Raw genomic sequence first — 17,857 nt, 5'->3', positions numbered from 1 at the left:
TTTTTGTGAGGGTATCCGGAGCTTTGAAGGCTAAGAAATTGGTAGTGCCCCTGTCTTCAAAGACAAGTTTGTTGGCTTTACTGTTGTCACCACGAACGGTCACATCACCGGAGAACACGGCATTGGCGCCAGAGACGTTGCCCGCCGTGGCGATGGTCGTGTTGCCACCAATCAGTCCGTAACCATCTATGGTGCCACCCGTGATGATCGGAGCCATCAATCGTTTGTTGCTGATCGTACCGGAACCCGTCTCGGTCACTACTGTACCTGTGCTTGGGTAGACGGCGTTACCTGACACGCCTGTACCACCACGGATCGTCAGAAGTGCGCCAGTCGTGGCAGGTAATTCGGAGAGGTCAATGGCGCTAAAGTACGGTGCGCCTCCATTTGCGGGGACAGTCAGACTTTGGTAAGCGGAGCCGGCCGCGGTTGCATCCAAGGTACCACCGCCGTTGCCAAGCAGTACGCCTTTAGCCGGGAAACTGCCGCGACCGGTACCGCCTCTGGCGACCAGAAGCTCGCCGTCTGCGATCTTAGATGCTGGGAGACCAGGCACGTCGCTCACTTCCAGTGCCAGTCCAGCGATGACGCGGCCTTTGAGGTCGACGCTTACTTTGGCGTAGCTGCCAGCAATCACACCGCTGGCTGCCAGTACGGGTGCAGGATAGCTCCCTGATAAATCACCTGCAGCCACTCCGTTCGGAGGCACTGCGGTCAACCATTGGAGTTGCCTTGCCCCGTCCGTTCCGAGCACGGCACCCTGAGCACCGTCACCGCTAGGCAAAGTAAACACTGTCGACGTAGCTAAAGTATCGGGTGCTTTAAACCCTATGGCATTGGTACTACCACTATCGTTGAACAGGATTTTCCTTGCGTTGGTGGAGTCACCTTGGATTTTTAGGTCGCCGGCAACTGTCGTATTGCCAGCCCGGATAGTTCCCGTGGTATCGATTGATGACGTCCCTGTGATAAGCGTCGCACCGTTAATCGTACCCGTGGTGATAACGGGACTATTAAGTGTCTTGTTACTCAAAGTCTGGGCGATGACATCCGTAGTAACGACGCCCTCAGTCGGGAACGTCGCGTTGCCGTTTACGCCTGTACCGCCGCGACTCTGCGGCAACACACCGGTTGTTGCAGCTAATTGCGTTAGGTTGATCGCGCCGAAGGACGGCGTCATGCCGTCACCGCCCACTGTCAAGCTTTGGAAGGCTAGGCCAGCAGCGGTTGAGAAGAGATTGCCTCCGGTATTGCCGATAATGACACCGTTGTTGGCGAAGCTAGAAGCACCCGTACCACCGCGGACTACCGGAAGGACACCGGCTCCGATTTGGGTACTGGCATCGATGCTTGGAATGTCCGATGGCGTTAGTGACGTGCCGAATATGACGCGACCCTTAGCATCGACTGCCACCTTCTGATAAGTGCCGGCAAATACAGTCGTGTTGCGTAGCTCTGGGTTCGGGTAGCTGCCGACCAGATCTCCACCCGCTATGCCAGTAGGAGCAGCGCCTGACACCCAGGTCAGGATGCCGTTGCCATTCGTCTGAAGGAGCTGATTGGGAGAGCCGTCACCGTTTGGTAAAGTCAGGGTTACCGGAGTGGTAACGCTAACTGGAGCGCGGAAAGCCACGTAACCGGATCCACCGTCGTTAAACACAAGTGCGTTTGGTAAGTTGTTGATGGCTTTAATAGTGACACTACCATTGACCGAGGTGTTGCCACTCTCGATTGTCCCTGTGGTGTTAATCGATGTGCCACCGGTGATAAGCGTGTCGCCATTGATGGTACCATTGTTGAATACGGAGCTTATCAGCGTCTTATCACGAATCGTCATCACGTTGACGTCGGTAACGACGATACCACTTGTCGGGAACGTTGCGTTTCCGTTGACACCAGTACCACCGCGGCTTTGTGGCAATAGTCCGGTTGTAGCTGCAAACTGACCCAAGTCCAAAGCACCAAAGGCAGGCGTTGTGCCGCTACCGGGAACGGTCAGTATTTGATAGGGCTGACCTTCGGCTGTAGCAACTAGGCTACCTGCACCCGCACCAAGAATGACACCGTTATTCGTGAAGCTCGTGGCACCGGTACCACCAACGGAAACGCCGATCGTCCCACTGCTAATTTTGGTTGCAGGCAAGTTAGGTATGTCACTCGCCGTTACCAGGGCACCGGTGGTGACGCGCCCTTTCGTATCAATGGTGACCTTTGTATAGACACCTGCGGTGGCGATAGATTTTAGAATCGGATAAGGGTACGTGCCCGTGAGATCTCCACCCGATACACCGGCGATACCCGCAGCACCGGATGGTGGTAGACTTCCTACCCAACTCAATACACCTGTACCGTTTGTCGCAAGCACAGTGTTAGCGGCACCATCCTGATCAGGAAGTGTCCATTCGATAGACGAGCTCAACGAATTCGGGGCGCGCAGGGCGATGGATTGCGTGCCCTTATCGTACATGACTAAACGGTTAGATGTTGTACCGTTCCCTTGGATGCTGACGTCACTCCTGGAGGTGATCGCACCTGATGTCAGAGTGCCAGTTATGTTGACCGAGCCGGCCCCGGTAATGACCACGTTGTCTAGAGAGCCACCGTTGATGATTGGGGACGTCAATGTTTTGTTGGTTAGTGTTTCAACTGCGGTCTCGGTCACCAAGACACCTGAGGTCGGGAAGGTGGCAGTCGAATCGACGCCACTACCACCAAGTCTCGTAGGGAGTATTCCTGTGATCGCATTTGGTTGACTTAGGTTGACGGCACCAAATAATGGTCGGCCGTTGTTTTCACCGTTCGGTGGAACGAGCAAGCTTTGGTATTCAAGACCGGCCGCAGTAGAGAGTAGAGCAGCACCAGCGTTGCCGATGACGACGCCGTTCTGGGTGAAGCTAGTCGCGCCGGTACCGCCGACGCCGACACCGACGGTGCCGGTTGTGATGATCCCACCGGAAATATTTGGGATGTCAGATGCAGCTAAAGAGCTACCGGCGATGATCCGGCCTTTGATGTCAACCGCGACACGCGGATACGTGCCAGGGATGACGCCAGTTTCTGTGAGCGTCGGGTTTGGATAGCTCCCTGAAAGGTCACCTGTCGCAAGCCCAGTTGGGGATGCGCCCGACACCCAGCTCATCACACCAAAGCCATCGGTTTGTAGCAATTGACCGGCGTTGCCATCTGAATCAGGCAGCGTCAATGTCACTATGCCCGATAGCACATTGGGGGCCTTGATCGCGAGATAATTACTGCTACCGCTATCGTTGAACATGATCGGTTTAGCATTCGTGCCATCTCCCCGCACAGTGATTGATCCATTGATCAGAGTGTCACCAGCCGTGATTGTGCCGGTCGTATTGATGACGGAGTCGCCCCCAATGGTTGAGGTGCCATTGATCAAGCCTGTTGTGAATACCGAACTTTCTAGAGTCTTGCCGGTTAAGGTCTCAGTCGCCTCGCGTGTGACAACCGTACCGCTGGTTGGGAACAATGCGGTCGAGCTGACGCCAATACCGCCACGCGCCGTAGGAAGTACGCCCGACGTAGCGGCTAACGATCCGATATTGAGCGCTCCAAACCTAGGCACTGTGCCGCCGTCCGGAATTACTAGCGTTTGGTTTGATAGACCTGCGGCCGTTGAGAAGAGGTTGCCGGAATTGTTTCCTAGGATGACACCGTTGGACGTAAATGTGGATACGCCAGTACCGCCATTGAGGACAGGAATTTGGCCTGTTTTAATGACCGCCGCATCAAGCCCAGGGATATCAGCGGCGACCAGAGTGGTGCCACGCGTTGCACGACCTTTGGCGTCAACGACGAATTTTGCGTAGGTGCCTGGGACTACCCCGGAGGTTGCTAGCTCTGGAGCTGGATAGGAGCCCGTTAAGTCACCGCTTGCGTTCCCGGTCGGTGCGGCACCAGAGACCCAGTTGAGGTTACCGGAACCATCAGTTTTGAGTAGCTGACCGTTGCCACCGTCTGTCGCGGGTAGGGTCCAAACTACCGAGCTGTATATCGTATCCGGCGTCTTAAATGCCAAGGAATAAGTCGACCCACTGTCGAACATGACGAGTTTTTTAGCGTTAGTGCCATCGCCTACGATGCTGACGTTTCCGTCAAACGTGGCAGCAGCACTGCGTAGGGTGCCCGTCGTATTAATGACGCTCGCACCGTTAATCGTTCCGCTGTTTAGGATGCCGCCAGCAATATATGGTGCAGTGAGAGTTTTGTTGGTTAATGTCTCGATTTCCGTCCTGGTTACAATGACACCAGTGGTCGGGAACGTGGCTGTTGATGAGGTACCAGTACCACCGAGGGTTCGCGGCAAGATACCAGTGACGGCCGCGGCCTGACTGAGATCAACGGCACCGAATACCGGTGCTCCGTTGCCCACGGGGACCGTCAAGCTCTGGTATGCCTGGCCTGCAGCCGTAGTCAGCACAGTCCCTGTGCCGTTACCGATCATGACTCCGTTGGGAGTCAGAGTGGCGACACCAGTACCGCCTCTCACGACAGAGATTTCGCCGCTACTAATTTTACTTGCGGGCAGTGGCGGCACATCAACAACGTCTAGCGTCAGTCCACTGACTGCGCGGCCTTTGCTATCGACCGCAAACTTAGGATAGGTACCCGCGATGACACCGCTGTCGATGAGCACTGGGTTTGGATAGTCACCTGAAAGGTCGCCGCCCGCAGTACCTCTTGGTGAGGCTCCGTCTACCCAACTCAGGATGCCACTGCCATTGGTGCGCAGGAGTTGACCTGCCCCGCCGTCGGTGCCAGGCAGAGTCCATGTCAAACTGTTACTAACGGTATCGGGTGCCTTGAAACTGAGGGACTTCATTTGTGTCTTGTCAGTCAAGACAAGTCGGCTCGCCGTCGTATTGTTGCCGAGGATCGTCAAGTCACCAGCAACACGAGTCGTGCCAACACTTGCAGTGCCAATCGTATCAATGACCGTAGAACCACCGATATAGGAGTTCCCGTCCATCGTTCCCGAGGTGATGATGGGGCTGATCAAAGTTTTGCTGCTCATAGTCGCAGGCAAGCTATCAGTGATAATGGTGCCAGACATTGGGAACACAGCGTTCGACGCCATGCCCGTACCACCAGAAGTGGTAGGCAATACGCCAGTGACCGCCGCTGATTGAGCTAGGTTGAGCGGACCAAAGGTCGGTGTGCCGCCGCCGCTCGGTACGACTAGAGTTTGGAACGGAGCTCCGGCCGCAGTCGACAGAAGATTACCATCCGCGTTACCGACGATGACTCCATCAGTAGCGAAGAATCCGGCACCCGTACCGCCACGAGCCACATCCAGAACACCGCTCGTGATTTTAGCGGCAGAAAGTGGTGGCACGTCGGCTGCGACGAGGGAGGTGCCCAATTGAACACGGCCTTTGGTATCGACGGTGACTTTAGTGTAAGCACCGGCGCTGACACCTGTGGTTGCCAATACCGGGTTGGGGTATGAGCCTGAGAGATCACCACCAGCGCTACCACTCGGAGCAGAGCCGTTCAACCATGTCAGCGTGCCACCACCGGTGGTTCCGAGTAGTTGCCCATTGGTACCTGTCTGGCTTGGTAGTGTTAAAACTATATCTGCCGCAAGGCTATTTGGTGCCTTGATGGCAACAAAGTTTACACTGCCAGCGTCATTCAGCACTAAGCGATTAGCCGTGGTGTTGTTACCACGAATGGTCACGTCGCCACCGAGCGTTGCGGATCCCGCAGTGATCGCTCCAGTCGTGTTGATTATGGTATCGCCGCCGATGAGCGACGTTCCTAGGAGGCTACCGCTATTAATGACCGGACTCGACAGCGTTTTGTTAGCGAGCGTTTCTGTTGCGTCACGTGTGACGATCGTGCCTTCGCCGGGGAAGATAGCATTGCTTGCTGTGCCGGTACCACCGGCGCTTCTCGGTAGTATACCGGTTACGGCAGAGCTATGACCTATGTTCAGTGGCCCAAAGGAAGGGATGCCGCCGTCGCTTGGTACGCGTAACACTTGTTGTGAACTACCTGGCGCTGTCGAGAACAAATTACCGGTCAAGTTTCCTAAAATGACACCATTGTTGGCAAAGCTGGCCGATCCCGTACCGCCGTTAGCTACGCCAAGGATACCTGAGCCAATGATCGATGCCGACAACTGGGGAATGTCTCCTGGTACTAAAGACGTGCCGTTGGTGACGCGGCCTTTGTTGTCTACTGTTAGCTTGGTGTATTGACCTGCATTCACGCCGGTAGGGGTGAGTTGAGGACTCGGATAAGAACCCGTCAGGTCACCAGTTGCAGCACCGGTAGGCGCGGCGCCGCTGCCCCAAGTCAACTGACCAGTGCCATCACTGGTCAACACCTGGCCGTTTGTGCCTACGGATCCTGGGAGCGTTAGGTTTACTTCGCCGATCACGAAATCTGGTGCTTTAAGAGCGACAAAGTTCACCGTGCCGGCATCGTTTAAGATGAGTTTATTAGGTGAGGTACCGTTACCTTGCACCCGCACAGCTCCGCGAATATTAGCACCAGTAGCATCAATCGCATTGGTGATGTTGATCCGCGTTGTACCCGTGATAAGAGAAGCACCGTTAATTGTTGCAGACCCAATCAGCGGACTATCGATGGTTTTATTGGTGAGAGTTTCTAAAGCATCGCGTGTTGCAATGACCCCAGATGTCGGGAAAGTAGCCGTAGAATTGATACCGGTACCACCAGAGCGAGTGGGGAGTATGCCCGTTATCGCCGCTGCTTGAGACAGGTTAATCGCATTGAAGGCTGGAGCGCTCCCATCAGCCGGGACGACCAAACTTTGAAACGGTATACCCTGCTGCGTTACCTGGAGAGCGCCGCCCCCGTTACCAAGCATGACGCCGTTGGGAGTAAACGTAACGCCACCGGTACCACCGCGTGCAACAGAAATTGTGCCCGCGTTGATGATCGAAGCCGGTAAACCAGGGATATCGCTCACAGCGAGTGTCGTGCCGAAGTAAGCGCGACCTTTCGCATCGACAGCAATCTTTTGGTATGTGCCCGCATCGATACCTGTGGCAGTAAGTGCTGGGGTTGGGTAGTTCCCAGACAGGTCACCGCCGGCTGCACCGCTTGGCGCTGCGCCAGTGGCCCAAACAAGTTGACCTTGACCATCAGTGGTTAAAATTTGACCAGTGCTACCGTCGGCTCCTGGGAGAGTCCATACGGGTGACTGCGCCAGCGTATCTGGTGCCTTGAGGGATATCGCGTTGACAGCACCCTTGTCTCGCAACACTAATTTATTGGCCGTAGTCCCGTTGCCACTAATGATCATGTTGCCGTTAGCTGTGATTGTGGAACCGGTGATGTTGTCAGATGTGTTTATGACTGTGCTGCCGGAGATCACAGAAGCACCGTTAATAGTTGCGCTACTGATGAGCGGACTTGTTAAGGCTTTGTTAGTTAGTGTGGCGGACCCAGTTGCAGTGAGAATCGTGCCGGAATCGGGGAATACGGCAGACGTCGCTATGCCAGTACCACCACGGCTTGTTGGCAAGATACCGGTAACTGCCGCTTGCTGACTGAGATTGATGGAGCCAAAGGACGGTGTACCGCCGCCACTTGGGACGACCAGTGTTTGGAAGGGTAGGCCGGCAGCGGTGGACAAGAGATTGCCATCGGCATTACCGAGTACAACACCGTTTACAGTGAAGCTAGAAGCACCGGTACCACCGTTTGCCACGCCAAAGACGCCTGATGTGATCTGGCTTGCGCTGAGGGTTGGGATGTCAGCTACGGTGATGGTACCGCCACTGACGACGCGGCCCTTCGCATCGACTCTTAGTTTGCTGTAGGTGCCAGGAGTGACTCCAGTATTACTCAAAATAGGGTTCGGATACTGACCAAGGAGATCACCACCGGCTGCACCATTCGGAGCCGCACCGGTGACCCACGTTAAGTTGCCTTGACTATCAATCGACATCAACTGTCCCGAGTTACCGAGAGCACTTGGGAGCGTCATGCTATAAGAGCTAGACAGTGTGTCGGGAGATTTAAGTGAAACCGCATTAATTGCACCCTTATCATTGAGTACGAGGTTGTTGGCTTGGGTGCCGTTACCTTGAACCGTTAAGTCGCCGGCGACTGTAGTTGCGCCAGCGTTGATGGTACCCAGGGTGTCAATGACCGTAGCACCGCCAATGCGGGAGACACCATTGATCGTTGCTGTTGTGAGGATAGGACTTAAAAGGGTTTTGTTTGTAATAGTCGACTGACTGCTCTCGGTGATGATGACCCCATTTTGGGGGAATGTAGCATTCGACACCATTCCCGTACCACCGCGACTGGTCGGCAAGATACCAGTGACAGCAGAAGGCTGACTGATGTCGATGGAGCCAAATCGCGGTGCACCCCCAGCTCCTGGAATCACCAAGCTCTGATAGGCGGCACCGGCAGCGGTGGAGAAGAGATTACCGTTGTTATTGCCGAGAATGACCCCGTTGGCAGTAAAGCTGCTAGCCCCTGTACCACCGTTGGCGACGTTGAGCATACCGTAAGAAATGACTGACATCGGGAGTGGCGGGATATCGTTAGCTTCGAGAGTACCACCTGAGTACACACGACCTTTGGCATCCACTGTGACTCTGAAATAAGTGCCGGGAGCGATCCCTGTGGTGGTGAGTTCAGGATTTGGATACACCCCAGCTAAATCGCCACCCGCTACACCTGTAGGGGCGGCCCCCGTGACCCAGCTCAGCGTGCCGCTGCCATTAGTGGTAAGCAGTTGGCCCGCGGTACCATTAACCGTTGGTAAGGTCAGGACCATGGAGCTATTCATGATATCTGGCGCTTTGATACTGTAGGAGTTCACCGTGCCTCGGTCATTGAGGACCAAGCGACTCGACGATACGTTATTCCCCTGAATAACGACGTTACCGCGCGAAGTCACATCTCTGGCGATCACACCGCCGGTGGTACTGATTTCCGTAGCGCCAGTAATCAGCGACGATCCGTCTATCGTGCCATCAGTTAGCAGTGGCGCCGTTAAGGTTTTCTCGGTCAATGTTTGGGGTGCATCGGTTGTGACAATGACACCGCTGGCAGGGAATACTGCGGACGAATTAATTCCGGTACCACCGCGATTAGCTGGCAAGGTGCCAGTGGTGGCTTCGATCTGAGATAAATCTACAGCACTAAAGCGAGGAGTCCCGCCGTCTGCTGGTACGGTCAGACTTTGGTATCGCGACCCCGCTGTTGTCGAATGCAAGGGACCATAGGCGTTACCGATGATCACACCGTTGGTGTAAAAGGCTGATGCGCCAGTACCGCCGTACATGACAGGAAGCTGCCCATCGTTAATTTTCGAGGCTGGGATCCGCGGAATATCTTCAGCTGCCAGGGTTGTTGCTTCGAAGACACGACCCTTCGCATCGACTGTGACCTTTGTATAGACACCACCAGCAACACCCGTGGGTAACAAGGTGGGGTTAGGGTAGTTTCCAGAGAGATCGCCACCAGCCGCGCCTGAGGGTGGTGCCGAAGATACCCAGCTCAATACACCCGCACCGTTAGTGCTTAAGATGTTGCCGGAGTTTCCATCTGCTCCTGGTAGAACGAATCCTACTGAAGATCCCATGGTGTCGGGTGCTCGGAGAGATACGCCATAAGTCGCGCCTTTGTCATGAAGGACCAGGCGATTAGAGACAGTGCCGCTACCGCGAATGTTTATGTTGCCACTCGTTGCGACAGTGGCGGTGCTAATCGACCCAGTCGTGATGATCGATGTTGCTCCACCGATCAGGGACGATCCGTTGATGGTACCAGCGCTGATCACCGGACTTGCTAGTGTCTTATTACTCAGCGTTTCGGTCGCATCTTGGGTTACGACAGTACCAATCAGTGGGAACGTGGCTGAAGATGAAACCCCGATACCACCGCGGGCCGTTGGGAGTATTCCGGTCACTGCGGCGCTCTGCGACAGATTGATCGCACCAAACGTGGGTGTGCCACCAACCGCTGGTACCACCAGGCTTTGATATGCTGATCCAGCGCCCGTAGACAAAAGATTGCCGGCATCGTTACCAATGATCACGCCGTTATTGGTAAAACTGGTAGCCCCGGTACCACCACGACCAACGGCGAAGACACCACTCGTGATCTGAGACGTGGCAAGATTCGGAATGTCGCTAGCGATTAAATTGGTGCCGGCCGTAACCCGTCCTTTTACATCGACAGTGACCTTCATGTAGGTTCCAGCGCTAACACCGGTGGTTGTTAGCGTGGGTGTTGGGAAGGTGCCCGTGAGGTCGCCGCCCGCAATGCCAGTCGGCATCGCTCCGGTGGCCCATGTGAGCTCGCCGCTTCCGCTTGTAGTCAAGAGTTGTCCGGCTGCACCTGTGGTGCCAGGTAAGATCAAGGTCACAGGTGCTACTAAATTGTCAGGTGCCTTCAAATTAACCGCGTTAATCGAACCAGCGTCGTTAAGCACCAACTTATTAGCAAAGACGCCGCTACCGCGAATCGTGACGTCGCCGTTTAAAGTCGCACTCGCTGCTTGCACGCTTCCCGATGTTCGGATCGCAGTGGATCCGTTAATGAGTGAGGCTCCACCGATCGTACCCGCTGTAATGATCGGCGACGATAGTGTTTTGTTTGAGAGCGTTGATGGGCCGGCCTCCGTAACAACGACGCCTGTCTGCGGGAAAGTGGCCTGGGAATTGATTCCAGTACCACCCATCGCCGACGGTAAAATTCCGGTTACTGCTGCCGACTGCGACAAGTTGAGTGCGCCAAACATGGGCGCTCCCCCATTCGCGGATACGATGAGGGTTTGGAAGGGAGACCCTGCAGCTGTTGAGAATAGATTGCCTTGTAGGTTACCAAGGATAACACCGTTGGTCGTGAAGCTGCTCGCGCCCGTACCACCGTTGGCAACACCCAAAGTATCGCGCGCAATGACAGTCGCCGACAGGGGAGGGATGTCGGTGTCTCTTAGCGTCGTACCGCTAGTGACTCGACCTTTCAGGTCGACTGATAGTTTGGTGTACTGACCTGGATACACACCAGTAGTCGAAAGTTCTGGATTGGGGAAAGATCCTGCTAAATCGCCGCCAGCGATGCCGGACGGGCTCGCCCCAGTTCTCCAGCCCAAGACTCCTGTACCATCGGATGTTAGGATTTGACCGGATCCACCAACGCTTTCCGGTAAAGTGAGCGTGATCGAGCTGTTCAGGTTATTTGGTGCTTTAAGTGACACTGAGTTGGTGACGCCACGGTCATTGAGAACGAGCGCGTTAGCCGTCGAGTTGTTGCCCTCGATGATCAGGTTGCCGGCAACAGTGGTCTGGCTGGCCCTGATGGTGCCGCTGGTGTCAATGACCGTAGCCCCGCCGATGAGCGAACTGCCATTGATCGTACTGCTGGCAACGATGCCTGATTGCATGGTTTTATTGGTCAAGATGTCGGTCGTGTTTCGACCCACCAACTGATCTGTGTCGGTCGGTAGCGTGACGAGGCCACCGTTGCGGATGGTGCTGATCACCGGTTCTTGCAGCGTTTTATTCGTTAACGTGGTTACAGCGTCCTCAGTTACGATGACGCCGGATGGTGGGAATACGGCGACAGAATCCCTGCCAGTACCACCAGACCTTGTGGGAAGGATGCCAGTGATCGAGGCCGATTGCGTGATGTCGAGCGGACCAAAACTTGGCGCGCTACCGTCTGATGGTACGCGCAGAATTTGATTCGCTGTGCCAGCAGTGGTCGAAGCGAGGTTGCCATCGCTACCGCCAACGACCACACCCTTTGTCACGAATCCAGTGGTGCCGGTACCGCCGCGCGTCACTGGGATGATACCCGAGCCAATTTTGGATGCGGGTAAGCTTGGGATATCGGCGATGAGGAGGTCCGCGCCGCCCATGACGCGCCCTTTCTCATCGACAGAGACTTTAAAATAGGTGCCAGGTGCCACCCCTGTGGGTGCAAGTGTTGGGTTCGGGAACGAACCGGTGAAGTCGCCACCTGCGGGACCAGCTGGTGTCGAGCCGGAGATCCACTGGAGCTGACCGCTGCCGTCCGTCGTCAGCATCTGACCTGCCGTGCCAGCGCTACTCGGCAAGGTGATTTCGACTGAGTTGTAAAGCGTATCGGGCGCCTTGAGGGCAACGAAGTTTGTTGTACCCTTGTCGTTGAGCAGCAGTCTGTTGGCTGTACTGTTATTACCGCGCACGCTAAGATCGCCAGCTACCGAGGTTGCTCCCACGGCTACTGTGCCTGTCGTGCTAATGGCCGTAGATCCGGTGATGAGTGATGCGCCGTTGATGGTAGCCCCAGTCACAACGGGACTGGTGAGCGTTTTATTAGTCAAATTATCGACTGTGGCGCGACCAACGAGCGTGTCGCTGGTCGTTGGCAAGATCAACATCCCGGTATTGGAGATCGCACCGATCACTGGGGTCACTAACGTCTTATTGGTTAAGGTTTCGGTAGCACTGCGCGTGACGATCGTTCCAGAGGTTGGGAAGGTGGCGTTCGAATTAACGCCGGTACCACCGAATTGAGTGGGGAGTGTTCCTGTCACCGCAGCACCCTGCGATAGGTTCAGCGCACCGAAAGTCGGGACACCACCACCCTGGGGTACAACAAGAGTTTGGTATTCAGTGCCTGCTGCCGTTGACAGTAAATTGCCAGTGCTGTTACCGATAATGACGCCGTTGGTTGTGAAGCTGCCCGCTCCAGTACCGCCATTGGTCACCGCTAGGGAACCACTGCCGATGATCGAGGCTGGCAGACGCGGGATGTCCGCCACCATCAGTGTCGTTCCAAAGAGTACCCGACCTTTGCTGTCGACAGTGACTTTGTTGTAGGTCCCTGCAGTGACGCCGGTCGGTGTCAGTAGTGGATTCGGATAGTAACCAAACAAATCACCGCTAGCAGGTCCCGATGGTACCGCCCCAGATACCCAAGAGAGTAGACCAGACCCATCGGTAGCGAGTAGTTGTCCGCTAGTTCCAGTGGTACTTGGCAGGGTGAGGGTGAGACTACTATATAAAGTGTCGGGAGCCTTAATATTGACTGCGTAGACAGCGTCCTTGTCGTTTAGACTCAGAGAGTTCGCTGTATTAGTATTCCCTTGAACCCTCAAGTTACCCACAACGGTCGTTGCGCCAGCGCGGATGGTACCGACCGTGTCGATGCTTGAGGCACCGAGTATCATTGAGCTACCTGTTATCGTACCGTTGGAAACCATCGGGCTCGAGAGGGTCTTGTTACGCAGAGTCTCTTCGGTGTCTCTCGCTACCAGAGTGTCGGTGGTTGTGGGTAGGGTTAGGGTGCCCCCGTTGACGATCTCACTCATCACCGGCATGGATAGCGTTTTGTTGGTAAGAGTGTCAGCGGTGCTGCGGCCAACTAAAGTGTCATTTGTGGTGGGAATTGTGATGACAGCGCCGCCGTTTGCGATAGTGCTAATTTCAGGTTGCGTCAGGATTTTATTGGTAAGCGTGGCGGCGCCTGACTCAGTGACGATGACGCCGTCGGCCGGGTAGGTTGCAGTCGAGTTGACGCCTGTACCGCCCAGGCTGCCAGGCAAAAGGCCCGTGACAGCACTTGAGTCGCCGAGATCTAGGGCACCAAAGCTTGGGATGCTTCCTCCGGTTGGGACGCGCAAGACCTGTCCTGACTGGCCTGCACCTGTAGAGATCAAGTTACCGGTACCGTTACCTAGGATAACGCCGTTGGTTGCGAAATTTGGCGATCCAGTACCGCCGCGACTGACACCCAAGACACCGCTACCAATCGCTGATGCGGGTAAGCTTGGGATATCTGCTGCTGATAATGATGTACCTTCGAAGACCCGGCCTTTTTCATCGACACGGATTTTGAAGTAAGTACCTGGCTGAATTCCAGTAGCGCTGAGTGACGGGTTCGGATAAACCCCAGCGAGGTCCCCTCCGGCGCTGCCAGTAGGCGAAGCACCAGCCACCCAGCTCAGGCCACCATTGCCGTCGGTTCGCAGTAGCTCGCCGCTTGCACCAGCCGTGGTTGGCAGCGTGAGTGTAAACGATCCAGATAGATCGTTGGGCGATTTGATAGCTATGGAGTTGCCATTAATCCGATCGTTCAAAATCAAGGCATTTGCTGCAGTCGTGTTGCCGCGGATTGTGACATTGCCACTCACTGTGGTGGTCCCAACTGCAGCCGTCCCGTTGGTGTCGATGGTCGTGCCCCCGGTGATGAGAGCGCCACCAGTTACCGTCCCGCCACTAATCATGGGCAGAGACAGGGTTTTATTCGTCAAGGTGTCCGTCGTGGCGCGACCCACGACCGTATCGGTTGTGGTCGGCAGAGTTAGTGTGCCGGTATTCGTGATGGTGCTGATCGCTGGTGCGATCAGAGTCTTATTGGTTAGGGTATCTTGGGTGTTGCGAGCAACCAAGGTGTCTGTCCCCGATGGCAGCGTCATGAGTCCGTCGTTGCTGATCGAGCTGATCGTCGGTGTAATCAACGTTTTGTTAGTTAAGGTGGCGCTACCAGCCTCTGTGACCACCGTTCCCGATGCAGGGAATGTGGCCGTCGAACTAACGCCGATACCGCCGAGAGTGGTAGGTAGAACACCTGTCACGGCAGCCGCTTGAGAGAGGTCTAACGCGCCAAAGGCAGGCATACCACCGCCTGCCGGGACAACTAAGGTTTGGTATTGGGATCCAGGTTGCGTCGAGACTAGCCCGCCGGCGACTTTACCAACCACGACACCATTGTTAATGAAACTTGAAGCACCGGTACCGCCGTTGACCACACCCAGCACTCCCGAGGTGATGGCACTTGCGGCCAGCGGTGGAATGTCACTCGGACTCAGCGTCGCGCCGCTGACGACGCGGCCTTTGTAGTCAACGGTTACCTTTTGATAGACTCCGGGAAACACTCCGCTAGCAGCCAGCGTCGGGTTTGGGTACTGACCAGCTAAATCCCCACCGGCGTTACCAATTGGTTTGATCCCGTTGGTCCATAAGAGAGCGCCAGCCCCGTCAGTCGCTAGTACTTGACCATCGATTCCGTCTGTACCAGGGAATGTATAGGTGACGTTGCCAGACAGAGCATCGGGAGCCTTGAGCTGTACCGAGAAGTTGGTGCCTTTATCGCTCAGGATAATCCTATTTGCTGTGTTGCCGTTACCTTTCACTTTCAGGTCGCCATCAATAGTGGTGGCACCAGAGGCGACAGTGCCGGTAATGTCGATCGTCGTAGCACCTGTAATGCGAGAGGTACCACCGATTGAGCCAGAGGTGATGACCGGAGCGATCAGTGATTTGTTCGTTAGCGTGTCGGCAGTATTTCTGGCTACGATCGTATCAGTCGTGCTTGGCAGGGTCAGCGTGCCGCCATTGGCGATCGTACTAATTGCAGGGTTAACTATGGTTTTGTTATTTAGAGTCTCAGTGGCGTCACGAGTGACGACCACACCGTCGGTTGGGAAAGTGGCAGTCGTTGTGATACCAATACCGCCGCGGCTGCGAGGTAGGATGCCCGTTGTTGCCGCGAGTTGCGAGAGATCGACGGCTCCGAATACGGGAGCGCCTCCACCATCGGGGATCACCAAGCTTTGGAACGAGGAACCTGGCGTTGTAGCCTGAATGCCGCTGGTTCCGTTACCGTAAAGGACGCCGTTCGTAGTCAGCGTGTTCACACCAGTACCACCACGCTCGATGCCAAGGATACCCTCAGAAATTTTACTTGCAGGGAGTGGTGGGACATCGGCAACATCGAGAGTCTGACCCAGAGTGACGCGGCCTTTGGCGTCGACCGTGACTTTGGGGTAGACACCAGGTTGGACCCCTGTAGTCGTTAACTGCGGATTCGGATAGATTCCAGTAAGGTCGCCACCAGCGGCACCCGTTGGACTGGCGCCGGAGACCCAACTCAGGTTGCCGCTGCCGTCCGTCCTGAGCAACTGTTCAGCTAGCCCATCTGTGCCCGGTAGGGTCCAGTTCACTGTTCCTGCTAAAGTATCGGGAGCTTTAAACGATAATGAGTTTACCGAGTCTTTATCGGTAAGTATCAACTTACTAGCCGTGCCCCCTGCACCTTGCACTCTGACATTACCATTAATCGTTGCTTGGCTTGAGGTGAGAGTCCCGGTCGTGCTGATCACGGTCGAACCAGTCACGAGAGAGGCTCCGGCAAGAGTACCGCCATTAAGCATCGGTGACTCGAGGTTCTTGTTGCGCAGTGTTTCTGCCGCGTCGCGTGTAACGATCACGCCCTCAGTCGGGAATGTTGCCGTCGATACGACACCGGTACCACCGACGGCGCGCGATAAAGTCCCGCGATTAATGATGTCGGCTGAGAGCGCTGGGATATCGCCTGGTACTAACGTGGTTCCTGAAGTCACGCGGCCTTGGGCATCGGTTGCTACCTTAGTGTAGCCGCCAGGTGTCCCAATGTTAGGCAAGCTCACTGTCACTCCGCTACCGATGGTGCTGACGACGATGCCGTTGCCTGCCGTAATGTTACCGATTTTGTTGTTGAATGTGATCCAGTCCATGACAGAGAGGTAACCTGACGACACCGACGATGACTGCCCGATGGAAATTCTGCCTGTAGTTGAGTCGTAAGATATGGGTGCGGAGGCTGCCATGCCGCGGCGAGCGGCTGACTGCGCCCGTGCATCGGTGTAGTAAAGATTGCCGCCTTCGCTGACATCACTGGTCGTCAGGCTTACGGCACCGACTTTGCCAGCCACCGAGGTGACTGGCACCTGCGGGAACGATCCCCAAGCCAGTTTGCCCGATCCGTCGGTTTGCAAGATTTGTCCAGTGGCTCCATCTTCTGATGGTAAGGTCCAAACCATATTGGCTGGAACTTCGTCTGGTGCTTTGAAACCGATGTAGTTGCCACCCGCAAGTGCATTGAAACGCAGCTCGCTTGTTTGTCCGGCGCCGTCGCTGTAAGGCTTGAGAACAACCGCAGCTTGTTTGTTCGTCGCGATGCTTCCCAGATTCAGGTTCGTATCAGCGGTGATCGGTTGTTGCTTCGAATTGAAAATCAGCCAGTCGGCTGTGCTTATGTAACCGTCGCTGACACTCGTGGCAGCTGGTAAAGACAGTTTGGGCGTGGTGCCATTCATCGTTACAACGATTGGTGCGTCTGCGGTCACCGTTGTCGTAGCCGGTGTCCACATGACGCCATCGTAGCTCAGGACCTGACCGGCAACTGGAACGGTATTGCTGATGTTTGTACCCTGAATAGCGCTCGCATTCGGACTTGGTGTGCGCCACACAAAGCGGCCATTAGTGTCTTTGGTTAAGAACTGATTGGCGCTCGGAGTTGTTTCTGGCAGGACGGTTAATTTTCCATCGCTATTGAAATTGACTGTTTTCCCATCGACCGGTACGCGTGCAGCATAAGGAACGGTCACCACCTGCTGCATGGGGTACGGGGTACTTGCGTGGGTCAAATCTGTGACCTGGAACCATACTTGTTGACCGACCTCTGGGAAGACTTTGGTATAGTCACTCGTGTTAAGTGTGACCCTTACTTGAAATATGCCTTCCTGCAGCGTGACGTTTTCAAAGCCGTCGGTGACGCTTAGCACGGGAGCAGCGCCCTGCGCATCGTGGAAGAAGCTGATTTCGAGCGCAACCGGACCAACCACTGGTTTACCGTTTACTTCCGTCAGCCTTCCGCTCAGCACGAAGTCGAAGGTGCTTTGTGCGTATGCATAAGGTGTGTTGAAAGCTATCAGCGGTACCAGAACCATTGCTGTAAGCGCACGCACGGTGAAGAGCCGCGCCATCGTATCGAACCAATTTTGGGGTAAACGACGCAAAGCAAAGCGCAGCCCTAACGCTCCTCGGAGCGCAGATCTACTAACTTTGCCGAATCTAAGCGTCAT

1 protein-coding gene (cut by a window edge) is annotated in these 17,857 nt (G+C 55.3%); it reads right to left on the bottom strand.

Annotated features, from left to right (window positions below; genetic code table 11):
- A protein-coding gene (locus tag FJ146_10100) for a hypothetical protein (GenBank protein MBM4252310.1) crosses the window boundary here: on the bottom strand, window positions 1-17,857 show its beginning. The gene continues 19,484 nt to the left of window position 1, outside the view; the window shows 17,857 of its 37,341 coding nt (coding positions 1-17,857); its start codon is at window positions 17,855-17,857; the stop codon falls past the left edge of the window.

The organism is Deltaproteobacteria bacterium, assembly GCA_016874735.1.
In the GTDB taxonomy this organism is placed as follows: domain Bacteria; phylum Bdellovibrionota_B; class Oligoflexia; order Oligoflexales; family CAIYRB01; genus CAIYRB01.
Note: the sequence above shows the minus strand (reverse complement) of the source record. Positions and strands in the feature narration are given on the sequence as shown.